Origin of the sequence: Streptomyces sp. NPDC015661 (genome assembly GCF_043077765.1) — a bacterium.
GTDB lineage: Bacteria > Actinomycetota > Actinomycetes > Streptomycetales > Streptomycetaceae > Streptomyces.
This window is the reverse complement of the sequence record NZ_JBIBST010000019.1, coordinates 98,883-123,104: the sequence shown is the minus strand read 5'-3', so window position 1 is coordinate 123,104 and position 24,222 is coordinate 98,883. Positions and strand designations below refer to the sequence as shown.

Genomic DNA, 24,222 nt, shown 5'->3' with positions numbered 1-24,222 from the left:
GACAGGACACCCCCTAGGACAGCCGCACCCTCGCGGCCAGTTCGTCCTGGTTCGGGAGGCCGAGGAACGTGTCCAGGAGGCGGCGCTCGATGTGGTGGGCGTCCCACACCGCCGCGCGTTCGAGACCGACGCACTCCTCCGGGGCGGCGCGTCGCTCCACCCCTTCCGAGTCGAAGATCACGCACTTCCTGAAGTCGGCGCGGTCCTGGGTGAACAGGACCACCGGGCGCGCGGCCGCCCCCGCGAGGGGGCGGCTCCCGATCGGTTCCCACCGGTCGCCGTCCGAGAGGCGGACCGCCTGTGCGAACAGGAGCGGCCTGGTGTCGAGGTCGTCGAGGTCGTCGGACGGCCCCGCGGTCCGGTAGTCGTAGAACGCCGTGTACGTGGTGGTGAGCACCCTGCCGTACCCCCACGAGCCGTCGGCCAGCGGGATCCGCAGGTACGTCCCCGGCCCGCTCACCGCTGTCCTCGCACGGCGTCGCGCACCAGCTGCTTGAACGGGGTTCCCGTGAACGGTGCGAGTGGGCCGAACTCCAGGTCCGACGCAAGGTGGAACATCTCTCCCATGAGGCTGTCCTTGTCGACGCCACGCCGGGCGTTCTCCGTCAGCCGCGGCCCCGGAGCCGTGTCCGACCACGCGCCACCGTCGAAGTCCTTGCTGCCCAGTTCGGCCGCGCGCCGCGCGCCGTTGTCGTCGATGAGCTGCTGCTCCCTGCCCCTGATGGCGAGGTAGCCGAAGTCCCGGTAGCGCTCCCCGTAGTTGACGGCGAAACCGACCGCGAAGCTGTCCAGCTCGGCAGGGCCGAAGCCCGCTCCGTTCGGTTCGGCGCGCTCGTCCACGTGGTGCCTGGTGTCCCGGGACTTCATGGCGTCGATCGCCTGTTCACGCCAGGGCTGGTTGAGGTCGATGACCATGCTCGTACGGCCCGCGTAGACGCGTCCGTTGGTGTTCGTCTTGGTGTACGTCACGTACACGCGCCCCCGCCTGACCTCTTGCGTCTTCCGCCCCGGGGACGGTCCCGGGATGGGGAAGGGCGAGTGCACCAGTTGCTGGACCTGGGTGAGGACGGGGAACGCCCCCCGCATGGTCGGCACCCCGAAGGGGTTGCCGTTCCGGACGATGGAACCCGCGCGTTGAATGTACTGCCGTACCTCCAGGGCCATCGCCAGGGCCGCGACCGCCTGCCCTGCCACGAGCGCCCCGCCGGCGGCAAGCGGCGCGGGCGCGGCGGCCGGTGCCGCGGCCGCCGGTGCCGCGGCCGGTGCCGCAGCGGGCGCGGCGGCGGCGGGCGCGGCGGCGGCGGGCGCGGCGGCGGCGGGCGCGGCGGCAGCAGGCGCGGCGGCGGTACCGGCTCCGCCCTTCAGGAGCGCGGCTCCGCCCCAACGCGCGGCCGCCCGCTCCAGGGCCGAGGCCCCCTGCTGGAGGGTCACGGCGAGGGCCTCGGCCGGTTCGTGTCCGTCCCGGTCGGTGAGAGTGACCGGGTTGCCCCGCGCGTACCGGTACAGGTTCGGTCCGTCGACGAGTCCGGACGGATCGGCGGCGGTCCATCTGCCGAGCCAGCAGGCGTAGAAGCGGGCACCGTGCAGGGCGAGTCCGGTCTCCTCGTCCCGCTCCACGCCCGTGTAGCGGTACCGCTTGGGTGTCTCGGTGCGGCTGCGGACCGCCTGGTACGTCGTGCTGCCGTACGGCGCGTACTCCTCGTACGAGATGATCTGTGCCCGCTCGTCGAGTTCGAGGCTGGAGGAGCCGAGGTGGTTCCCGGCCTGGTAGCGGATCAGCCGGGGCGGTGCCGGGTCGGAGCCCTCGGCATCGCGGGTGCGCAGCTCGGTGAGGGCGAAGCGTTCCTCGTCGGCACCGGATCCCGCTCCCGTGTCGGCCGTCGTGTGCACCGTCTCCCGTTCGAACACCGCGGTGTCGGAGCCGATCGGGCCGCGGTGTCGCCGGAAGAGCTCGACGTCCCCGAGGTAGATGCGCTCCTCGATCAGGCCCGGCGCCTTCTCCCACACCTTGCGCACCCGCCGGCCGTCGGCGTCGTACACGCAGTGGACGGTGCCGCCGCCGCCCAGGTCCGCACGGCGCAGCCGGTCCGAGTGGTCCCAGTGGAGGTTGGGGCCCGGGGCGCCGCCGCCCAGGTGCGGCATGCGGGTCATGCTGCCGTGCCGGTCGTGGGTGTACGGCTCGACGAGCGGCGGGGTGGAGCCGCCGGGGTTGAGGGTCGTGGAGCTGAGCCGGTTGCCGGTCTTGGTGAGGGTCCCTCCCGTGCCGTCCTCCAGGAGGCTGGGCTCGGCGTACGTGTAGCCGCGTGTCCAGCCGGCGTGGGCGGGGTCGCTGCCGCGGTGCTGCACACGCAGGATGTTGCCGACCAGGTCGTGGACGTGGCGCTCGACGTACGTCCCCATCGTCTGCTGGGTGTTGGGGTGGTCGAGCCGGGTGTGGAAGGCGTCGGCCGCGTCGGGGGCGGTCGGGACTCGCCGGGTGCCGTCGGCCTGCTGGCCCAGGTGCTCGCGGCCGGTGGCCTGGACGAGCCGGTAGAGGGCGTCGTGGACGTAGTCGTTGCCCGGTTCGACGCGCTGGTTGCGGAAGAAGACGGTCTGCTGGGCGTCGTCGTGGATGTGGGTGAGGTTCCCCGACGGGTCGTACGTGTAGTGCAGGTTCTGCAGGCCGCAGGTGCCGGCGGGCGGCTGGGGGGCGTCCGGGTGGTCGCAGTCCTCGGGGAACGACGGGCCGCGTCCCGTGACGAGGTGGACGAGCCGGAAGGTGAGCGGGTCGTGGCGGTAGCGGGTGGTGGCGCCGTTCTTGTGGGCGACGCGGGTGCGCCTGCCGTGTGCGTCGTAGTCGATGTCGGTGATGCCGACCGGGGAGGGCGGCTCGCTGCCCGGGTCGAGGAGTCCGGCGGGCCGGGTGGCCCGCTCCAGCCAGACGTCGACGCCGTCGAGAAGCCCCGCCTCGTTGAAGAGGGGCTGGACGACGTGGAGCCGGCCCGGGTCGCGGTCGCTGTGCGGCAGCGTGGCCTGGACGGTGCGGTTCAGCGCGTCGTAGCGGCTGCTGTTCTCGAAGGTCTCGTCCGCCATGCGCGGGTCCGCCGCCCAGTCGGGCAGGGCCCCATGGTCGGCGGTCAGCGTGCGGGTGCTGTGGAGCGCGTTGCCCTTGAAGTCGTAGGCCTCCAGGGGTGTGCCGGCCGCGTCGAGCCGTGCGTGGACGACGACTCCCGCGCCGTCGAAGTGTCGCAGGGCACGGGTGCGCAGGTTGAGCCTTCGCGCGCGGGCCTCGTCGGCGGGTGACGCGCCGGCGCCGGGTTCGCCGTACTCGATCCGCTCGATCCGCACCTCGCGGTCGAGGGTGCGCGGGTCGGAGGCGGCGTCCCCGTCGGCGACGGTGCCGCGCACGGTCGTGGTGACGCGGCGGCGCAGCGGGTCGTACGCGGTGGCGACGGTGTGGCCCCGGCTGTCCCAGGCGCGGATCGGGTTGCCGAGGGCGTCCGGCAGGGTCCAGCGGGCCCCGGCCTCCATGCTGTGCTGGTGGATCCGGTTGCCGAGCAGGTCGTGGGCGTACCGGACGACGATCCGCCCGAGCGGGTCGCCCGCCTGGGTCACGGCGTCGCGCGCCAGGCGCTGGTTGCCCTCGATGTCGAGCTCGGTGCGGGTGGCGACGGTGTCCTCGGTGCCGTCGAGGTCGTGGCCCGGGCAGACGACGCGGTTGCGTTCCACGGTGAGGAACGGTCGCCCCAGCGGGTCGAGATGGGCGGTGGTGGGCGTGTCGGCGTGCGCGGCGGCTCGGGCGGCGGCGGACTGCTCGTGCGGGCCGAGGGCACCGCCGATCCGCTGGGCGTACCACGTGTCGAACGGGGTTCCCCCGGCGGCGAGGGCGGCGAGGTGGCGTGCCAGGAGGCCGCGCACATCGGGGTCGGTGCGCGGGTCGCCGGTCTGGCCGCCGCGGGGCGCGCAGGTGTCGTTGCCGTCGTACGTGGTCTGTTCCCAGGGCCCGAACAGGACCTTCTCGTAGGTGTGGTGGGGGTGGAGGGTGGCGACGACGCGCCCGACGGGGTCGTGGAAGAGGACGGGGCTGACGCCGACCGTCACGCCGAACTCGAACTCGGGCGTGGCGCTGAAGAAGGGTTCGTACTGGCGGACCGGCTTGCCCTTGTTGTTGTGGACGACCCAGCCGCCGCACGCCCAGCGCGGTGTGACGGCCGGCCCGCCGTCGGTCAGGGGGCCGGGCTCGGCCCGTGTCTTGCGCTGGATCTCGCGGCCGAAGCCGTCCGAGTGTCCGTAGGTGGTCCGGATCCTCAGTCCGTGCGGCGGGAGGGGGTCGTGGTGGTGCGTCTCGCGGGTCAGCGTCACCACCACGGCGGGGCGGCGCAGCCGACGGAACCGGTCGAGGTCGTACACGACGCGGCTGGTGGCACCGGCGAGCAGTGCTGCGGCCGCCGCGTCGGGGTCGGCCGCCGCGGCGAGCAGGTCGACCGCTCCCGGGTCCGGGTCCTGTGGGAATCCGTCCAGGGTGTCGCCCTCGGCGGGCGCGGGCGCGGCCTTGCCCATGAGGGCGGTGCCGGTGACCATGCCGAGGGCGTCGAAGGCCGCCTCGGTGCGGTTGCCGTTGGCGTCGGCGACGAGGCGTGGCTGGAGCACCCGGTAGTCGTTGGCCTCCACCGTCGTCGTGTTGCCGAGCGGGTCGCGTACCTCGACGGTCAGCAGGTCGTCGACGTCGACGTCGACGGTGGTGTCCTGGCCGAAGGGGTCGCGGTGGCGCCGGACGACGAAGTGGTGCCGCAGGGCACGCTCCAGCTCGGCCGCCGGGGTGTCGTCGGGGGCGGTGGAGAAGTAGGAGCGGCCGGACGGCAGCCACCAGTGGTCGTCGGCGTCCGTGGCGGGGAACCGGCCGTCCGCCTTGAGGGTCCTGCCGGCCAGATAGCCGCCGCGGTCGGCCCCCGTCCCCGCGAGGACGCTCGCCGGGTCCGGCAGCAGCTCCTCGGCGGAGCCGTCGGGGCGTGGCCGGCGGAGGACGGACGCGAGGAGGCCCGGGGTGAGGGCGAGCGTGTAGGTCTCGCCGGTGGTGGCGCGGGGCTCGAGATCGCCCAGCGGGAGGAGCCGCGCGAGGTCGTCGCTCCGGTAGTGGGTGCGGGTCTGCTCGATCGGTCGGCGGCAGGCTCCGGGGCCGGGTGGTTCCTCGTAGGCCACCTCCCGCGCGTACCGGTGGCGCAGCCGCCCGGTGATGTCGGGGTCGGGCTCGACGAAGTCCGCCGCGAGGAAGCGGCCGCGTGGCCCCGTGGCGTCGTACCCGGTGAGCTCGAAGGTCCGCGTCTCGCACGTCGTGGGGTGGCGCCACGCGACGGGGGTGTCGATCCCGTGGGTCACGCGGTGTTCGGTGTACGTGACGAGGGACGTGGTCTGCCGGTCCCGGTCCGCCGGATGGAGGGCGTCGAGGGCGGGGTTCGGTACGGCGCGGACGCCGCCGTCCGGGTCCACCGTGACCAGCTGGGCGCGGCGGCCGTAGCCGATGGCGGCTTCCTTGAGGACGGTGCCGTACGGATCGACCTCCAGGACCAGCGTGTGCCGGGTGCGCGGGTCGGCGGCGTTCCGCTCGTAGTGGTGGGTGAGTGTCTCGCGCGGCTGGACGTCGAACACGGCGAGCTCGTGCGTACCGCACGCCTGGAGGCGGCGGACGGTGAAGTTCTGCTCGGTGACCGTGTACGGGGTGTGCGCGCGGGTCCGCTCGTCCGGGCTCGACTCGGGTCCGGCGTCGTCGGCGTAGACCTCACGCCGCAGCAGGGTTCCCTTGAGGGCGCGGCACGCCTGCCGTTCCTCCTCGTCGGTCAGGCCCGCGGGCAGCGGGGTGTCGCCGAGGAGCAGGCCACGGGCGGCGGCCGGGGTGAGTCCCGGTTCCCGGTGGTACTCGCCCTCGTGGTGCCGGGAGACGCGCTCGCGGTCCAGCCGGTCGCCGGTGTGGAACCACGACTTGATGTGCGCGGGCGGCACGGAGGGGGCGGCGTCGCCTCCCGTCGTCGGGCCCGTGACGGCTTCGAGCTCCTCGGTGTCCCACTGCTCGACCATGCCGAAGCCGCAGAACTCGCGCTCGACGCCGTCGTACCGGCCGTGGTGGTAGCGGTAGCGCGTGGTGAACCGGTTGCGGCTCACGTGGTCGTACGTCTCCACGCGTTCGACGACGTGGACGGGGAAGGCGAGCCGGGCGATCCACGGCCGGCCCTCGTGGGCGTCCTGGAGGGAGAACCTCGTCGACGGCGCGTAGGTCAGCCGGGTCTCCGCGCCGAGGTTGTTCGTGAGGCCCACCAGCAGATGGGGTTTGGCGCCTCCCATGAGGTTGACGTACCGCAGGGGCCGGCCGGCGTCCTGGGCGAGCGGTGAGGACCAGACGAGGCAGGTCGTCCCGTCGCCCAGGAGGTCTGCCGTGGTGACGTCGGTGGCGCGGTCGACCGACGGGAACGCCGGCAGTGCCCGGGCGGCGCTCCAGCCGTTTCCGGACTGGTTGAAGTAGAGCCGCACGCCGTCGCGGTGGAGGTAGAGGAGGTCGGTGGTGCCGGAGCCGTCGATGTCCGCGAGTCGGACGCGCTGCTGGTCGAACGTCTCCGGGTGGTCGAACCACGGCGCGTTCTCCATCGTCACCTTCGCGCCGAAGCGCCCGTGGCCGAGGTTGGGCCAGTAGCAGACCTCGCCGTTGCCGACACGGACGAGGTCGGGGAGACCGTCGCCGGAGAGGTCGGCGAGGTGGAGGGCGTGCGTGCCGTCGGAGAACACGGCCCGCGGCCCCTGTTCCTCGTCGGCGGCGAACGCGATCCGCCCGGCGTCCTCGAACCCCTCCTCCCCGAGCGAGCGGTACCAGACCAGGGAGCTGTCCTCGGTGACCAGGACGTCGGCGCGTCCGTCTCCGTCCAGGTCGGCGATCCGGGCGTCCGGGGCGTTCAGCGGCCTGCTGGGGAGCGAGGCGAACGGCCGGAACGGCTGCCAGCCCTCGGCCCCGTCGTGCTCGTACAGCCCGGGAGCGGACCCGTCCGTGACGACGACGTCCACGAGTCCGTCCCCGGCGAGGTCCACGAACTCGGCTCCGCCGCCGGGCGGGAGCGCGGGCATGCTGCCGACGTGCTCGACCGGCGCGAACCGGACGCGGGGGGTCGCGCCGCCCTTCTGGTCCGGCTCCGGCAGGGGGCTGAGGTTGCGCGTGTAGAACCAGGCGCCCGACTGCTCGACGAGCACGCCCGGGATGCCGTCACCGTGCAGGTCGGTCCAGCGGTACGTCGTCCCTTCCAGCCCGACGGGGAGGTTCTCCACGGAGCGGGGGTCGACGGTCTCGACCGTGTCCCGCACGGTCGGCTCCGTGTACGTGAACTCCACCGGCGGCATGCTCCTGCGGAGGTACCCGGTGCCCTCGCGGCGGTGGCCGTGCTGCGTGACGGCGCGCAGGAAGGCGTACACGGGCGCGTCGGCCGCCACCGGGTCGGCCGCGTCCCCGTGGTCGAATCCGGTCGACCGCACGAGGCAGTCGACGCCGACTCCGTCCGGCTCCGTGCCGGGGAAGTGGTGGAACATCAGCACGCGGCGGCAGAGCCGGCCGGTCCGCACCTCGAAGCCCGAGCGGTACGAGGAGAAGGCGTCCGGGCGGAGCGGCCACGGGTGGCGGAGGGCACCGGAGGCGTCGACCGCCTCGTCGTCCCCGGGCCGGGGGGCGTCCGGGTGGTGATCGCCGTAGTCGAGGACGGCCTCGAACATCCAGCCGCCCGCGACGACCCCGGGGTCGAGGAAGTGGGGACGCTCGCCGGCCTCGTCCAGGGCGGGCCGTCGGTTTCCGTAGAGGATGCGCTTCAGATAGCGCTGGGCGGTCCTGCGGACGTCGTCCCTGGGGCCCCGGTTTCGCTCCTGGGGCCTGCCGAGGTCGACGCCGGTGCCGTCCTCGGCCTTGTAGCGGTAGAGGACGACGCCGCCCTTGTCGTCACGGGTCTCGGAGATCAGCCAGCTGAACACCCGGCCCGGGTCGCGCGGGTCCGCGATGCGGTGCTCCGGGTCGAGCCCGTACACGGTGAGGACGTTGTCCTTGGACACCGAACGCCAGTGCACCTCGCCGACGCGGGGTGCGCCGGACGCTCCTCCGGGCGCGGCGACGGCCGTCCAGCGCTCGATCCGGGCGCAAGCGCCCTCGACGCGCGGCCGGTAGCGGCGGACCCGGTGGCCGGCGATCTCGTCCTCGTGGACGACGAGGCCACCGGCGGGATCACGGACCCAGTGGCCCTCGGGGTCCCGAGTGTGCCCGGGGTGGGCGGCGACCCAGTCGCCGGCGTGGTCCTGCCGGTACACGGGGACGAGGTCCTCCTCGCCCGACAGCACGAAGACGTCGGAGTCGACGGCGTCCAGGTAGCGCGGCAGCCCCTTGTCCGTCTTCCGTGTCACCGACGGGACCGACAGGCTCCAGCCGAAGCCGAAGGGGCCGTTGCCCGCTCCGGAGTCGTACGTCAGGGCGAGGTCCGGGCCGGATCCCCCGCGGCCCGGGCTCGTGGCGACGGGCACCGAGACCGATCCCGTGCCGGTCGCGGGGTGGGCGGTGAACGTCTCGCCGATGCCCCGGACCGCTCCCCCGCCCTTCGGGAGCGTCACCTGCGGTGCGGCGACGACGAACCGCCGCGCGCCGGAACCGGATCCTTCTCGTTCGCCCGTCACCACGCCCGGTCACCTCCGTGTCGAACCCGCCTGTGCACGGCTCTCCTGCTCGTACGGCCGGACCGGGCCGGCCTGCTGCTCGTCCGCCGACTCGCCGCCCGGGCGCTGCCGTGCGCCGTCACGGGGCGAACAGTTCGCTGGTGGCGGTCGGCTGGTGCGGGGCGCGCGTGGGCGTGGCGGGTCCGGAGCGGACCGTGCCGCCGGCCACCAGGACCCTCCCGTCGGACAGGACGACCGCCGCGAAATCGGTCCGGCCGACCGCCATTCCGGGCACCGCCGTCCAGTGCCGCGTCTCCGGGTCGTACCGCGCTGCGCTGCGGTATCCCGCGTCGCCGAACAGGTCGTTGCCGCCGCCCGCCACCAGGACCTCGCCCGTCGGCAGCCGTACGGCGCGGTGCTGGGTCCGGCCGCAGGGCATGTCGCCCTCCGGGGTCCACCGGCCGCCCGCCGCCGGGTCCCAGCGCTCCGTCGTCGCCCGGCTGTACGGGTCGAGCCGGCCGTCGGCTCCCGCTTCGCCGCCGCCGCCCGTGGCGAGGACGGACCCGTCGGCGAGCACCGTGAGCGCGTGACCGCTGCGCGGGGCGGAGAGGCCGCCGGTGGGCGTCCAGGTGTCCGTCGCCGGGTCGTAGCACTCCGCGTACGCCAGCGGCGTGCCGCCGCGCCAGTCGCGGCGGGTGACCGCCCAGCCGCCCGCGACCAGCACGCGGCCGTCCGGGAGCGGCACGGCGGGGTGGTGGGAGCGGGCGTCGGTCATGTCCCCGGCCTTCGTCCACCCCGGGAGCAGCGGGTCGAACAGCTCGGCCGAGTACAGCGACCGCTCCGAACCGGCCGAGCGCCGGCCCGCGCCCCCGGCCACCAGCACCCGGCCGTCCGCGAGCAGGGTGGCCGAGTGCCCGTAGCGGGCCTCGCGGAGCTCGCCCGCCGGGCCCCAGTCGCCGGTGCCCGGATCGTAGACCTCGGCGGTGGCCAGCGGTCGGCCCGGAAAGGCGTTGGGGCCCGTGTGGCCGCCGGTCACCAGCACCCGGCCGTCGGCGAGCAGGGTGGTGGAGTGCATCCGCCGTGCGGTGGCGAGGGGCCGCCCCGGCGACCAGGCGCCGTGGCGTGGGTCGAAGAGCGCGGTTCCGTCCTGGGCGGTGAGCGCCGCGTCCGCCCCTCCGGCGATCAGGACGCGCCCGTCGGTCAGTCGTACGGCGCAGCTCGTCGCGCCCGTGAGGACGCGCTCCCAGGGGAGCGGCCCGGCGGCCGACCAGGCGCCCCGGTCGTGTCGGTCGTCGGTCACGGGGTGAACACCTCCGCCACGGCCGCGGGGACGTCGGTGCCGAGTGTCGGCGAGCCCGCGGCGGCGCGGGCCACTCCCCCGGCCGCCAGCACCCGTCCGTCGTCGAGGAGGACCGCGCCGAAGGCCCAGCGGCCGGTGGCCATGGGACCCGCCACGGACCAGCCGCGCGTGCCGGGGTCGTAGCGCAGGGCGCAGGCGTGCCCGACGTCCTGGCAGGCGTAGTCGGTGCCTCCGCAGACGAGGACCTCGCCCGTGCGCAGGGGCAGGGCGCGGTGGTGTCCGCGTCCCCAGGGCAGGGGCGGCTCCGGCCGCCACTCCTCGGACACGGGGTCGTAGCGCTCGACGCCGGCCAGGCTGTGCGGGTCGTGGCGGCCGTCGTCGGCCGCGCGGGGACCGAAGCCTCCCAGGGTAAGCACCGTGCCGTCGGCGAGGATCACGGTCTGGTGGGCGCAGCGGGGGTCGCGGAGTGCGCCCGTCGGGGTCCAGGTGCCGGTCGTGGGGTCGTACAGCTCGCAGAGGCCGAGGGTCACCAGTTTCGTGCGGCCGGTGTCGGTGAGGCCGCCTGCGACGAGGACGCGTCCGTCGTGCAGGAGGACGGCCTGGTGGTGCCAGCGGGCGTCGCCCATGTCTCCCGTCGGGCACCAGGTGCCGGTGCGGGGGTCGTAGACCTCGGCGGCGGCCAGGGTGCGCGGGCTGCGGGCGTCGCGGGGCCGTTGGCCGCCCGCGACGAGCACCCGCCCGTCGGGCAGCCGGGTCGCCGTGTGGCTCTGGCGGGGTTCCCGGAGGGTGCCGGTGGGCGTCCACGTCTCGGTGGCGGGGTCGTAGAGCTCGGCGGCGGCCAGGGCCGGGGGCGGGTAGGCCTGCGGTCCGGTGATACCGCCGACCGCGAGGACCGTGCCGTCGGCGAGCGGGGTGAGGGTGTGCGCGCGGCGGGCCTGGCGGAGCGGGGCGGTGACGGTCCAGAGGGCGTCGGCCGGGTGGAAGAGGGCGGCCGTGTCGAGGGCGACCAGGTCGCGTCCGGCGCCCCCGGCGAACAGCACGCGCCCGTCGGGCAGGAGGACCGGTCCGTCCTGCTGGCCGTGCAGCATGACGAGCGGAACGGGGAGCTCTCCGGCCGGTGCCCAACGGCCGGACGGTGGCCCTCCGTACCGGAAACCTGCCCGGGTGGTGTGTTCGCCGCCGTCGGCGAGCAGGGTGCGCATCGGTGTCCTTCCGTCTCCCTCGGCCGGTTACGGGGTGTAGATCTCGGCGGTGGCCGTGACCCGGTCCTCGCCGGGCAGCGGTGCCGCGGGCCCTGACTCGTCGAGCCCTCCCATGACCAGCACCCGGCCGTCGGCGAGACCGAGCGCGGCAGGGGCCCAACGGCCCCGCGGCATGGGGAACTCCGGGGACCACTTGCGGGTGGCGGCGTCGTACAGCGTGGCGTTCGGGTAGCCGACGGACATCGAGGCGTCGTCGGTGCCGCCGAGCACGAGGACGTCGCCCGAGGCGAGCCGGACGGCCCGGTGGTGACTGCGCCCCCAGGGCATCTGTCCGTCGGTGGTCCAGCGGTCCGAGGCGGGGTCGTAGCGCTCGGTGGTCCACTGGCTGTAGGGGTCGTAGGTCCAGTCGTCGTCCCGGAACCCCGGCATGTCGCCGCCGGTGACGAGGACCGCGTTCCCGGGGAGCAGGGTCGCCTGGTGGCTCTTGCGGGCGGTGGCGAGGCCGGCGGTGGGCGTCCAGACGTCCGCCACCGGGTCGTACGCCTCGCAGTGGGCGAGTGCGGTGTAGCTGCCGCGCCCCACGGCGAGGACGCCGCCGACCATGAGGGTCCGGCCGTCGTCGAAGCGGACGGCGGGGTGTCCGAAGCGGGCGTCGGTCATCGGCCGGACCTGCGTCCAGGTGCCGGTGCCCGGGTCGTACGTCTCCGCCGAACGCAGGGTGCGGTGGGAATCGGCCGAGCGGACGGCGGCGCCGCCGGCGACCAGGACCCGGCCGTCGGGCAGCAGGGTCGCCGAGTGGGAGAAGCGGGGCTCACGCAGCGAACCCGTGGCGGTCCAGGTGCCGTCGGCGGGGTCGTACACCTCACACGAGCCGAGGCCCGTGGCCGGGACGGGTCCGGGCGGTTCGCCGATCCCGCCGGCGACCAGGACCCGGCCGTCGGCCAGCAGGGTGGTGGAGTGCAGTCGGCGGCCGGTCCAGAGGGCGCCGGAGGAGGTCCAGGTGCCCGAGGCCGGTTCGAAGAGCGCCGTCACGTCAGTGGGGACCCGGCGGCCGTCCTCGCCGCCCGCGAGGAGCACCCGTCCGTCGGTCAGCTGGACGGCGGCGTCCGCCGGTTGTGCCCAGAAGCCGGCGAACGGCATCTCCCCGGCAGGCGACCAGCGGCCGGGCGCCGCGCCGCGCGCCCCGTCCGCGAGCCGGGCGGCAAGGCGCGTCGCCCGCCCGTGCGGTGGGGCGGTCACGGGGTGACCGCCGCAGTGGCGGCGGGCTCCACCGCGTACTGCCACACGAGGAGCAGGTCCTCGAAGGCGTCCGGGTTGAGCCGGCCCTCGTGGAGCAGTGCGGGGGCGAGTGCGGCGATCCCCGCCGCCGGCACGGTGACCCGCCATTCCTGGTCGGTCGCGGTGACCGTGCCGTGCACCCGGTCCGCGCCGGCGTGGGGCTGTCCGGCGAGCGCCGGATCCGGAGCGAGCGTGAGGTCGCCGTGCGCGCCGCCGGGCCCGGTCAGCCCGATCGTCAGTGCTCCGCCGCCCGGGTAGCAGTCCCGGTAGCGCGTGGTGGTGCCGGGCGCGATGTCGGTGGAGAGGATCAGGACCAGTTCGGGTCGCTTGAGCGTGATGGTCCGGTCGTGGAAGAGGTACGGGAAGTGCCGCTTGGCGAGGGTGAAGGAGAGGGAGGCCGGGGATCCGGCGGGGGTGGCGAGGAACCGGCTCCACTGGTCGGGGAACTCCCGGCGCGCGCTGAAGTGCCGGTGGAGGCCGGTGCCGCCGCCCGTGTGCAGCCACGAGCCGAGCGCCTTGTGGAGCTCCGCCACCGCCGCTTGGGCGAGGGTGGCGCCGCCGTCCCGGGCGGTGTGGCGGAGTTGCATGACGACGTCGCTGATGGTCGCGTAGTCGAACTGGCGGAAGGAGTCCGGCAGCGTCAGCTGCCACTCGCTGATGGCGCCCGCGCCTTCGAAGGGCAGGAACCGCTCGTCGCGCAGGGTGCCGTCGAAGAGTCCGGCGTCGTCCTGTCCGGTGCTGGTCACCACCGACTGCACGGGGCCGATGTGGTCCCGGAAGCGGGTGTCCCCGGGCTGACGGCCGTGCTTGCCCCCGTTGAGCCGGGATTCGACGCGCACGCTGCTCTTGAGGAGGGTGGCCGTGAGGTTCACCCCCGTGTACGGGCCCACGACGCAGGGCACGGTGAAGGTGACCTGCTTCAGGCGGCGCATGTAGTGGCCCGGGGTGTCCAGGTCGAACAGCGCCTCGGGCAGGGAGACGTACGCCCTGCCCGTCTCCTTCAGGCTGCGCAGCGCGCCGGGGTCCAGCTGGGCGAGCGAGATCCGCTTCGTCAGCTCCAGTTCGCGGGCGTTGGCCTCGTAGTAGGCCGCGTCCATCCGGTGCAGATCGGTGAGGAGGCGCTCCCCCGCGAGCAGTCCCTTGTGCAGGCTGTCCCAGTGCCCGAAGGAGACGAAGTCGGTCTCCTCGGTGCCCAGTTCGTGCCTCAGGGCGCGCTCGGCGCGCTTGGCCACGTCGTAGGCGAGCTGGTACGCCTGGAAGTAGCTGGTGCCGAGCTGGCCGATCATCCAGTCGTACAGCTCCTGGTTGGTGTACTTGCCGCGCAGCAGCGCGTCGGCGTCCCGGGAGTTCGCCATCAGGCGTACGTGACTGTCCACTTCCTTCTGCGCGGCGTCGCGGTGGGACTTCGCGACCTTGATCTGGGCGGCGAACTGCTTGGCCTCCTTCTGGGCCTGCCCCTTCTGGAACTTCCACTCCTCCAGGCGGTGGTCGTATCCGCCGACCGTGGCGGACTGCTGGGCCTGCGAGGCGTCGGCGCTGAGGTAGCCGATGATGCCGTGGGCCATGCCGATCATGGCGTCGGAGAGGTTGTTGCCGCCGAAGGTGGCGCCCACGGAGGTGGGGGCGCCGATCTTCAGCTCCGGGATCAGCGAGAGGTAGCTCGCCAGGGTGTTGATGGTGGCGGAGACCTTCTGCAGCTCGACGGACTGCGCGCTCAGGTCGGCGGCCGTCTCCTCCTTGGCGTTCATCCGGTTCTTGGCCTTGCCCGTGTAGTAGACCTCCTTGTCCTTGGCGACGGCCTGGGAGGCCTCCAGCGCCTTGATGGCCCGCCGCGCCTCCTCCACCTGCTTCTTGCGGACCTGGAGCGCCGCGTCGAGGGCGGTGTGCTCGTGGGTGGACCGCAGCCGCGCCAGCTCCTCCGCGTCCCGCTTCTCCAGGGCGGCCAGCAGCGCCCCGCCGAAGCTCTGCACCTGCTGGGCGAACTCCTTCGCCTTGGCGAGCATCGTGGCGAACCGGTAGTGCGGCACGGGGGCGTTCATGTCCGCGAGGACGGTCGACAGGTCGAGGCCGGACGAGGCCGCGCGGGCCAGGAGCCCCGGGTCGAGCTCCGCCCCGAACAGGGAGGTCTGCCGGGTGACGCCCTCGATGTTCTGGCCGTGGCGGATCTTGTACAGCCGGTCGTCGACGGTGTCCCAGTACCCGAGGAGCTTCTCGTTGCGCGGGATGCCGAAGTAGTCGAGCCAGCGGAGGCCGACCCCCGGCGCGATGGACGGGGGCGCGTGCCGCGGGGCGGGGATCAGGTTCTCGGTGGCGGCCACGGCGGGCGCGGGAGGCTGCTCGTTCAGCTCGCGGAAGCTGAGCACGGGCACGGGGTCCTGCCGGGTCACCTCCTCGGGCCGCCGGCCGAGGAGTTCGGCGGCCAGGATGTACAGCTGGGTGGCCTCGTTGACGGACTCCAGGGTGTCCTGGCGGAACAGCTGGTCGCCCCAGGCGATGAGGTTGTCCAGGTACTTCATCACCACGGCCTTCTGGTACGCGGTGGTCCGCAGGCGCGCGACGACGTCAGGCTGGAAGGGGTGCCGCAGCCAGGCGTCGACCTTGGCGGCCTCCTTCGTGTTGCCCTCGGCGAGGCGGCGCAGGATCTCCTCGATGCGCTGCTTCTGGTAGCCGTCCGGGTCCTCGGGGTCGTCGGACGTCTCGTGGAAGGGCTTGGTGCGCCAGTAGCGGGCGGGGCTCGTCTCGGCGGAGCGGTCGGTGGGGTCGAAGATCCGGTGGAACCACCGCTGCGCCTCGGAGAACCGCTGGTGCGTGGAGAGCCGGCCGGCCATGAGGAGGGGGGCGTGGAAGAAGAGTTCCCAGTTGTAGACGGCGTAGGGCTTCTCGGCGGCGAACTCCACCTCTTCGACGGGGTAGTCGGGACCGACCGTGCGTTCCGGGTCGGGCGTGTAGCGCTCCACGAAGCTCTCGGTCCTGCCGGTCGGCGTGAACCGCTCGGGGTGGAGCTGGAGGTCGCGGTCGTAGAGCGCGTCGAGGCCGGAGAGGTCCAGTCGTGCCTTGAAGACCTCGGCGAACGGGTGGTAGAAGGCCGAGAACTCATGACGGTAGTAGTTGTCGTTCCGCCAGTCGGGCGTCATCACGTAGGACCGCTCGCTGTCGGTGAAGAACAGGACGTCCCTCTGCCACACGCGAGGGAACCTGTGGTGCGGGAGCACCACCCGGAAGGGAATCGACAGCGGGGTCTGCTTCAGGAGCGCGCGGGCGTCCCACAGGCAGAGTGTCCGTCCGAACTCCCCACCGACCTGGTCCTCGACCCAGCAGTTGTTGACGATCTTCTGCCCGGGGGGCGGGATGTAGTCATGCTTGTCGGCGCCTTCGGCACCGGTGTGCCCGTCTGGGTCGGTCGGGGGGCGCTCGTACTGCCGGGGCGCGGAGTAGACCATCGGTTCCGCGATCATCGTGCCGCGGCGCCTGCTCAGCCTGAACCTGCCCCACACGTTCGAGTTGTGGATGGAGCCGTGCTGGTAGTCCAGGCCGAAGAGGTTGCCGTAGGTGCACCAGACCACCGGGTCCCCGCTGTAGTGGTCCGACCCCGGAAGGAACAGGTAGAGATCCTTGTCCGCCGGGTCGAAGCGTTCGTCCAGGCAGGGCTCCCAGTCCTTCGGCAGGACGGGGTTGGTGTGCAGGGACTCGCTCGACACGCGCTTGGTGGTCCACTGCCCGTGCCGGTACTCGCTCCAGTTGAGCTGGATCTGCCAGTACTTCGGACTCGGGGAGATCGCGTTCTCGTCGGTGCCGTCCGGCAGGGTCTTGATCTGCTGGACGTCACCCGCGGGGATGAAGGTCGGCCAGAAGGCGTACAGCTGCTTGTCCCACATCCCCAGTGACAGCGCCTCGCCGTCGATGTCGAGGTTGACCTTCTGCCAAGGCGTCCAGTAGAGCCGGTTGACCCAGGTGCGGAAGTAGTGCGTCCGGGGGGAGGATTCGGTGCGGGCGAGCACGTAGACCATGTCCCCGCTGAAGTCGGTGGGCGGTGTGCCCGGGGCGGAGTCGACGAACACCCCACTGGGCTGGAGCCGCGCGACCGCCGACAGCTCTTCCAGATAGTTCTGCAGTGCCCCCCGCGCCGTCTCGTCGTTCAGGTCCTTCTGCGTCAGGTCGGTCTCCAACTGCCCGAAGAAGGACGACTTGTCGGCCCGCAGCTCCGGCTCGAAGTAGTTCTCCGGGTAGAGGAAGATCTTCTGGTTGGCCTCCCACAGCCGGTAGCGCTTCATCCACTCCCACTGCTCCCACAGGTCGGAGTCGGAGGTCGTCACCTTCGGTTCGAGGTTCAGCAGGCAGCGCTGGACGAAGAGCTGGATGCTGTACGCGGCCTGCGCGATGCGCGTGGTCTGCTGACCGGCGCCCATCTCCACGTCCAGCAGGAAGTGGTCGTGCAGCCCGTTCGCGTCCCGCCACAACGGGGTGCCGCCGTCGAGGGCCGGGTGCGCCACGAGATGGGCCACGAGGGCGGCGCGTGCGCGCTCGCGCAGGGCGTCCTGCAGGGGGCCGGCGACGGCGAGCCAGTCGGTGGCGGTGTGGCGGGCGCGGGCGGCGCCCCAGGCGGCCTGGGCCGCCTCGGGGGTGAACTCCGCCCGCAGCCACAGGTTGGCGCGCTCGGCGGAGACGCCGAGCCGGCCGTACATCGCGACCCCGCGCCGGAGCTTGTCGAGGTTGACGACGCTCAGGAAGCGGTCGGCGGTGTTGATCTGGTAGTTGCGGGCGACCATGTTCACGTCGAGGAACGCCCAGCCGGTGAGACGGCACAGTTCCCGGATGATCTGGCTGTCGTAGCTGCCGGGCGTGGTGGCGAGCCGGAACACCGCCTCCACCGTGGCGAGTCCGCCGGGCAGGGCGTCGCGGAGCCGGGCCAGGCCGATCAGCGCGCCCAGCCGCAGCACCGGGACGTGCGAGGGCGGGGTGGGCGGGACCGCGGGCAGCGTGCCGAGGTCGAGCCACTGGCCGGGGGCCGCGTACCGGAAGAGGAAGGGCAGTTCGTCGGCGGTGAAGCGGAGCGCCTTGAGGACGAGGGCGACCCGGTGGACGAGTTCGAGCGCGGCGAACTGGGGACCGAACCCGGCCCGGCTGATGTCGACCGCGGGATCGCTGCCGGTGTACGCGGTGTCGAGGAACTCCTCGAACACCGGCTTGCCTCCGGCGCCCGGCAGCCAGGTGGCGAGGAGCGCCTCGGCGAGGGCCGGGTCGAGTCCGGCCGCCCGGCCGATCTGCTGGACGACGGCGTCCTTGCTGAGGTGGCGGCGCAGATGCGGGGCCAGCCGCTCCAGTACGTGGTGGAACCGGTCCGCGGGGAGGGTGTCCGGTGCGTCGAACAGGGCGTCGGCATCGGCCGCGACGAGGAAGACGTTGCCCACTTCCGGCGCCGCCTCCTGGGCGGTGACGAGTCCGTCGATCGCGGCCGTGAGGTCGTGGTCCGCCCCGGGCGCCTGCTTCAGCAGCCGCGCCTCGGCCTCGCTCAGGTAGCCGCGCGACCGCAGGACGTGGGCGGTCACGTCGTGGAAGACCTTCGTGGCGAGCGCCGGTGGGACGGCGTACCCCGGGGGCAGCGCGGTGAGGGGCGCGGCGAACACGGGGATGCGCAGGGCCTTCATACGGGCGGTGACGAGCCGGCGCGGCTCCTGGTACAGCGCCTCGACGGCCGCCCGGAGGGCGTCGCCGGCCGGGCCGGCGGGGGCCAGGGCGAGGAGTGTGCCGCGCTGGGTGGTGTTCATCGGGCCGGTGAAGGCCAGCCGAGCCGCCTGGTCGGGCTCTTCCGGCTCGAAGCGCACCGGCAGGTCCACCGGGAGGGCGACGCCGGGCGGCAGGGCGGCGAGAGGGGCCGCGTACACGGCCGTGCCCGCCAGCGTGGACACCACGTCCTGGACCAGGCCGACGTCCCACCCCATGAGGGCCAGGTTCCTGCGGGTCAGTTCCCCCCTGGCGTCCGCGGTTCCCCGGGTCTGCTGCTGGACGGCCTGGAGCGCGGTGCGCAGGGAGGTGAGCGCGGCGGCGAGAGCGGCGTCGTCCGGGACGGGCCCGCCGAGCGGGGGCTTCCGCGCGTCGAGTACGGCCTCGATGTCGACCGCGCGGAATCCGGCCCGGCCGAAGGTCTCCATGAGGTCGACGAAGCGGCCGAGCACACCCATCGCCGATGCGGCGGGCAGCGGCGGCGGTCCGGCGGCCTCCGTTCCCGGGGGCCGCATCCGGTCGCCCGCCGCGGGTTCCGTCCCGGCGGAAGCGGGCGCGGAAGCCGTTCCGGCGGAAGCGGGCGCGGAAGCCGTTCCGGCGGAAGCGGGCGCGGACGCCGTCCCGGCGGACGCGGGCGCCGTCGTGACCGCGGAGGCCGAGGCGACCAGATGGGACCAGGGGCTGGCGCTGCTGCGGGGCGCGAGCCTCAGCAGGTCGACGACGGGCAGGGAAAGGGTGCGGGCCAGCGTCACCACGCAGCTGAGGACCGTGAGATTGGCCAGGGTGAGGGACTTGTTGCGCAGCGGTGTGTCCGGGCCCGTCACCAGCTCGGTCAGTTCGGCGTCGTTGACCTGGAGCGCGGCGAGCAGGGCGGCCGACACGGCGGGGGTGTCCAGGCTGCCGATGACCTTCAGCTCGGTGCGGTCGGCGTTGAGCTCGAAGGGACTGGGGGTGCCGGGCCGCGGGGTGACGACCGCCGGGTCCAGGAACAGCCGGTCGTACAGCGGCGGTTGCTCGTCGGAGGGGTACCTGTGGGTGTCGAGGGGCCGGCAGAAGCCGAGGACCCGGTCGACGGGGAGGTCGAGGCGGCGGCTCATCGCACGGACGGCGGCGATCGACCGCAGGGTGAGCGCGTCGAGACGTCCGTCGTTGTCGGATCCCTGGATCAGGCGGTCGAGCTCCTTGGCTTCCAGGCCCAGGAGTTGCTGGAGGCGGACGAAGCGGTGGAGCCGTTCGAGCACGGAGGTGTCGAGGCCGGACAGGGTCATCGCGTCGGTGCTGTTCGGGAGGCGCGCGTCGGGGACGAACCGCACCGCTCCGCCGGGGTCGACGAACCGTGTCTCCAGTACGGCCGCGAGCTCCGCGAATCGCAGCCCGGCGGCGTCCAGGAGCGCACGGACGTGGGTCATGGCCTCCGTGAGCGCCGCGTCGGTGGTCGTGGCGGGCCGCCCGTAGAACTCCGCGAGGGTGCGCGGCGGGGTGAGCGTCTCGCCCGCGATGATCTGCTGGGACACCTTGGAGAGGCCGAGCCGTGCGGCCGTGAGGAGCCGGTCGAAGTCGGTGGGGTGCGTGGCGTCGTAGCAGAGGTCGAGGACGAGGGCCTCGCGGGTGACCCCCAGGTGCCCCAGGTAGGCGGTGGTCTGCTCGCTCCAGAGGTCGAAGGGCAGCTGCCAGGGATGGACGGCGGTGCGCAGCCTTTCGTACGCACCGGTGTTGACGTGCTGGGGTTGTACGCGGAGTTCGTCCGGGCCGCCCCGGCTCTGGCGGTCGCCGGCCGGAACCGCCGTGTCCGGTGAGACGGCGGATTCGAGCACCTCGTTGACGAGGTCGACGTACGGGAGGGTGAACTCGGTGTTCTCCTTGCTGAGTTCGATGTCCCAGAGGTCGGGCCTGCGGTCGTGGAGCACCTCGGCGACGGGCCCGCAGCGGGAGTCCCCGGTCTGGACGCCTCCGCCGAGGCGGCGCAGGTAGTACAGCAGATCCACGAGGTAGGCCGCCGGGCTGTACACCGAGCGGCTCTCCTCGACGGGCGCGTAGTCGGCCGAGCCGAACAGGTCCTCCCAGTCGGGGATCTGCGCGGTCTGCGACTGGACCGCGGGGAGCCAGGGCACGTCGATCTGTCCCGCCGTGCGCAGGTCGGCGACGAGGTTGACGGCCTCGGCGTGCACCTGGGTGGCCCGGGCGTGGACGGAGCGGGCCTCGTCCTCGTCGAGATGTCCGGACATCGTGCGGGCGAAGTCCGAGGCGCCGACGCGCGCGACGTCATAGGCCGAGTGGAAGCCTCCGCCCCGCAGCGCCCGCATCGCCTCGAACCGGGGGGCGATCTTGAACGTCCGCTGGATCGCGCCCAGTTCGTGACGCGCCTCCGCGTCGGGGACGGTGGTGGCGTCGACGCGGGTGGCCGTCAGGTCGAAGTCGGGGTTGTCGGTGAGGAAGCGGGTGGCGGGGGCGTCGGCGTGGTCCGGGTGCTCGGCGAGACGGAAGGCGAGGTGGGCGGTGGGGTACGCCTCGGCGACCCGGGCGCGCAGGGCGTCGGCGTACTGCCGTGCGGAGTCGAATGACCGTACGGAGGCGGTCCGGGAGCGGGCTCCCGGCGCCGGCTCGGGCCCGCTCTCCGGTACGCCGCCCGTCTCGGCGACCAGTTCGTCCCAGCGGCCGTCCAGACGGACGAGGTCCCGACGATGGGTGAACTCTCCCGTGTCGAAGCGCGCCAGAAGCGCTTTGACCAGTGGCGGGTTGTCGTCGGTGAGCCGTCCGAGCTCGAGGGCCAGGTCCAGCCGTTCGGCGTGTCCGTCGAGTTCGGCGGCCAGGCTCGCGGTGGTGCCGGTGCCGTCCAGGTGGGCTGCCAGGCCCGCGGTGGTGCCGGTGCCGTCCAGGTGGGCAGCGTACAACCGGGCGCGGACCTCCGGCTCAGGTACGGCCAGGGCGAAGATCCGGGCCGACCGGGAGGGTACGAGACCGTCCGCCGGAGTGTCCTGAGCGGCTCGATCGACCGCCTCGGCGGCTCGGAGTTCCCGGAGGCGCAGGGCCGCCATGAACTCGCTCGCTCCGTCCGCCGAGGAGATCACCCCGTCGTCGGCGGCGGCGGTCAGCGCGGCCGAGGCTTCCGAGACGCTTCGCCGGGCAAGGGCGGCCAGGTCCGCGGGCAGTCCGCGGGCGAGCAGCCCGAAATACGTCTCGGCCGCGAGCCCGGTGCCCCGCTCGTGCCTCGCCGCCTGGGCGGCATGCCCGATCTCCCGGGCGCTGTGACCGGTGGCGCGGGAGAGGTAGGCCAGCTCCTGCCCGTCAGCGTCCTCGCCGAGCTCCGCGAGACCGACCCCGTCGAGGTGGGCGCCCACCGCGCCGAGCAGGGCCTCGTAGCGGCTCGGACCGCTGCCCGGCAGCCGGAGGTCGACGGGCTCCGCGGCCCTGGCGACGGACCGTACGGTCCGGGTCGTCCGGCCGTCCAGGTCGGCGGTGATCACCAGTTCCGCGGCGGAGTCCGGCAGTCCGCACTCCACGCGATAGCCGCCCCCGTCGGCGGTGCGCGTCTCGCCCACGGCCTCGGTCGAGCGCAGCCGTCTCGCCGACACCAGGACGGCGGCTCCCACCACGGGCGTGCCGTCCGCACGGAGCACTCGGCCCTGAACAGTCACGGAACGGGGGGCGGCTGCACTGGTCATGGCCTCACCTGGTGACGGGGGTTCATCGCCTTCTGAGCTGGCGTTCTCCGCTCGGGAGCATAGCGACAGACCATCCCAGACGACCTTGATCCGCCTTCAAACCCCTCATACAGCCGAACCGGGTGCACTTCGACTTCACCACCCCTGACACCCCGCGCACCGCCCGCGCCGGATCCACCGGCGTGAAGTCCGGTGTCGGCCGCGGCCCGAAGCGGCGGCGGCCGGCCCTGGGGGGTGTCTTGTCGCGCGGCGCCAGACGCCGCGAGCCCGGCCTGATCGGCAAAACACCCCCTGGCCCTCACCGCCACTCTCGCCGCCGACGGCGAAGGGCAGCACCTCGACGTCTCCCTCAGCGACTCCATCACCGCCTGGTGCTCCCTCTTCGCCCTCCCCCTCCTGGACGTCGAGGACCCTCTGGCAGCCGAACTCGTCCAGGGCGACAACGACGGCGCTGCCCGACCTCGTCGCCGAGCTCGGTGAGCGGCTGCGCGGACCCGGGCAGATCACCCGCGCCGTCACCCTGTCCGTACAGCTCGCGGATGGCTCGACCATCCCGCGCACCCGGAAGCTGCCCGAACCCGCCGCGCACACGGAGGACCTGCGCACGGCGGCGTGGCAAAGCTGGGACGGGCTGGCGTTCCAGCAGCCCCGGGTCGCGCCTGACCGTCACCGTAGAGGAGCTCACGCCCACCGAGGACGGCCCCAGCACACAGCTGCCCCTCGCCCCCCAGCGCGAGGCACGACTCCGGTTCGAGCCCGTGCCCTGTTTCCGCTGGTCACGTATCGCGTCGCCGGTCCCGGGCCCAGCACATGGGCCCACGCACAGGGAGGGGATTGCGCTGCGACGCGACATCGGTTGGGGCGGGCGCCGGGCCGCCGCCCCTTGGTCGGCAAGTCGCTCGCGAAAGACAGCAAGTGGGCTGAGGAGACGGATCGGGGGTGTCGTCGGGTGATGGGGCGCACTTTGAAATCGGCCACCTCACGCTCATGGGACAGCCCACCCACGCTCGGTGGATCTTCTCACCGGTCCAGGCTCTGCGGGTGATGCGCCGGCGCGGTCGGCGCTCCTTGCCGCCACCGGACCAACAAGTCCGGTGGCGGCAAGGGACGGGTCAGCGGGTGGCCTTGGCGGCCTCGATGATCAGGTCGGCCACGGCGTCGGGTTGCGAGATGGACACCGCGTGGGACGCCTCGACGCGCACGATGCGCGATCCGGCGCGCTCGGCCGTGAACTCCTGGGCCTGGGCGGGGATGGCATTGTCCTGGGTCGCGACCACGTGGAACAGGCCCTGACCGAGCACGGCAATGTGAGCGTCCCCGAAGAACTGCTGGAGAGCAACTACGAGGGTCCCAGCGCGCTCGAGTACTTCGAAGCGCGGCCCACGCGGTGGACGCGGCTCTTCGGCCTCTGGTGAACACCCACCCATCCAGACACCCCGCCGCCGACCCCCGCGCACCGACTGGGCCCAGGGCTGGACCTCGGCAAGACCCGAAGGAGACGGCACGACTCTGGTGGAGCCGAGCGAACAACCTGTCATCTCGCTGAGCACGTGCGTCCGTAACTACCCACATCAGATGCCCTATTAGCCAGGCGCTCCCCACAGATCGGCTGGCTCGGCGAGGCGAGCTCAGCCGATCCGGATCGCCCGAAGGCCACGGTCTCCACCCACCCCGGGGGCTTGCCGCGGCGCTTTTCGGGCGTTTCGGCTACTTCGGTATCTTGACATCAATTCGCGACGAAGCGGAGCGAAATTCAGTCAGAGGGACGAGACATCGTGTCGTCGTGTGAACGAACTGCGTAGGTTTTGGGCTCGGTTCGGGATGTCCTGTGACACCCGGGCCGCAGAGTTCTTCCACCGGAACCGGAGGGGAAATCGCATGGCTGACATCGACCTCGGCGTGGCGTCGGACTGGGACGAGGGTGACACTCACGGCCGCGTCAAGCTGCGGCAGAACCAGGTCTACCCGACCTCACCGAAGAAGGACGTGCTCATCAGTTCCCCGGTGAGCATCGAGCTGTCCGTGAACACGAACTACTCCTCCTCCCAGGAGGCGGACAAGATCTACTTCACGACCCACCACGGCTCCACGAAAAAGATCATCGCTGTGCTCGACTCCGACGGCAACCTGCACATCGCCGGCCGCCTGATCACCGAGCAGAAAGACCTCGGCTACTAGGACGGCTTGAGGGGGACGGCCGACACGCGCAGCCGTCCCCCGGACGGAGCATCGGCCGCTTCCTTCGCTTCGCCTGCTGGTCAGATGAAGGGGGCGGCGAGGTCGATCTCCATGGTCAGTCCCCTACGGGACCGGCCGAAGGCACGTTCGGCCGGCTTGCCTGCCGGGCCCCGTCCAACGGGGCCCGGCAGCTTGCTGGTGGGCTCGGACAGCGGCCGAGTCGACCGCGACGGCCCGG

10 protein-coding genes are annotated in these 24,222 nt (G+C 73.0%); 3 read left to right on the top strand and 7 right to left on the bottom strand.

Going from position 1 to position 24,222, the window contains the following annotated elements:
• Window positions 1-13 precede the first annotated feature (13 nt).
• From ACF07V_RS36355 to ACF07V_RS36330, 6 genes are all read right to left on the bottom strand, one after another.
• A complete protein-coding gene (locus ACF07V_RS36355) occupies window positions 14-460 on the bottom strand; it encodes an immunity 26/phosphotriesterase HocA family protein (protein ID WP_392160060.1) in 447 nt (148 codons plus the stop codon).
• The gene (locus tag ACF07V_RS36350) at window positions 457-8,664 is read right to left on the bottom strand and encodes a SpvB/TcaC N-terminal domain-containing protein (RefSeq protein ID WP_392160058.1); all 8,208 of its coding nucleotides are present in this window, start codon (window positions 8,662-8,664) and stop codon (window positions 457-459) included. The genes ACF07V_RS36355 and ACF07V_RS36350 overlap by 4 nt, the downstream gene beginning before the upstream one ends.
• Before the next feature lie 118 nt (window positions 8,665-8,782).
• Complete coding sequence (locus ACF07V_RS36345; RefSeq protein ID WP_392160056.1) at window positions 8,783-9,943, bottom strand: Kelch repeat-containing protein; 1,161 nt, start codon at window positions 9,941-9,943, stop codon at window positions 8,783-8,785.
• The gene (locus ACF07V_RS36340; RefSeq protein WP_392160055.1) at window positions 9,940-11,145 is read right to left on the bottom strand and encodes a Kelch repeat-containing protein; all 1,206 of its coding nucleotides are present in this window, start codon (window positions 11,143-11,145) and stop codon (window positions 9,940-9,942) included. The genes ACF07V_RS36345 and ACF07V_RS36340 overlap by 4 nt, the downstream gene beginning before the upstream one ends.
• A 27-nt stretch (window positions 11,146-11,172) precedes the next feature.
• Entirely contained in the window at window positions 11,173-12,384 is a 1,212-nt protein-coding gene (locus tag ACF07V_RS36335; RefSeq protein WP_392160053.1) for a Kelch repeat-containing protein, read from the bottom strand.
• The gene (locus ACF07V_RS36330; protein WP_392160051.1) at window positions 12,381-21,806 is read right to left on the bottom strand and encodes a neuraminidase-like domain-containing protein; all 9,426 of its coding nucleotides are present in this window, start codon (window positions 21,804-21,806) and stop codon (window positions 12,381-12,383) included. Before ACF07V_RS36330 ends, ACF07V_RS36335 begins: the two co-directional genes overlap by 4 nt.
• A gap of 172 nt (window positions 21,807-21,978) precedes the next feature.
• Here ACF07V_RS36330 and ACF07V_RS36325 point away from each other — a divergent pair, with 172 nt between their 5' ends.
• Complete coding sequence (locus tag ACF07V_RS36325; RefSeq protein ID WP_392160088.1) at window positions 21,979-22,851, top strand: hypothetical protein; 873 nt, start codon at window positions 21,979-21,981, stop codon at window positions 22,849-22,851.
• Between the two features lie 67 nt (window positions 22,852-22,918).
• Here ACF07V_RS36325 and ACF07V_RS36320 read toward each other — a convergent pair whose 3' ends face one another.
• Window positions 22,919-23,083, bottom strand: coding sequence for an alpha/beta fold hydrolase (locus ACF07V_RS36320; RefSeq protein ID WP_392160049.1), 165 nt, complete (start codon window positions 23,081-23,083; stop codon window positions 22,919-22,921).
• Here ACF07V_RS36320 and ACF07V_RS36315 point away from each other — a divergent pair, their 5' ends adjacent.
• The gene (locus ACF07V_RS36315; RefSeq protein WP_392160047.1) at window positions 23,084-23,221 is read left to right on the top strand and encodes a hypothetical protein; all 138 of its coding nucleotides are present in this window, start codon (window positions 23,084-23,086) and stop codon (window positions 23,219-23,221) included.
• 463 nt (window positions 23,222-23,684) lie between these two features.
• On the top strand, window positions 23,685-23,984 hold the full coding sequence (locus tag ACF07V_RS36310; protein ID WP_352279334.1) for a DUF6342 family protein: 300 nt from the start codon (window positions 23,685-23,687) through the stop codon (window positions 23,982-23,984).
• The last annotated feature ends 238 nt before the right edge of the window (window positions 23,985-24,222 follow it).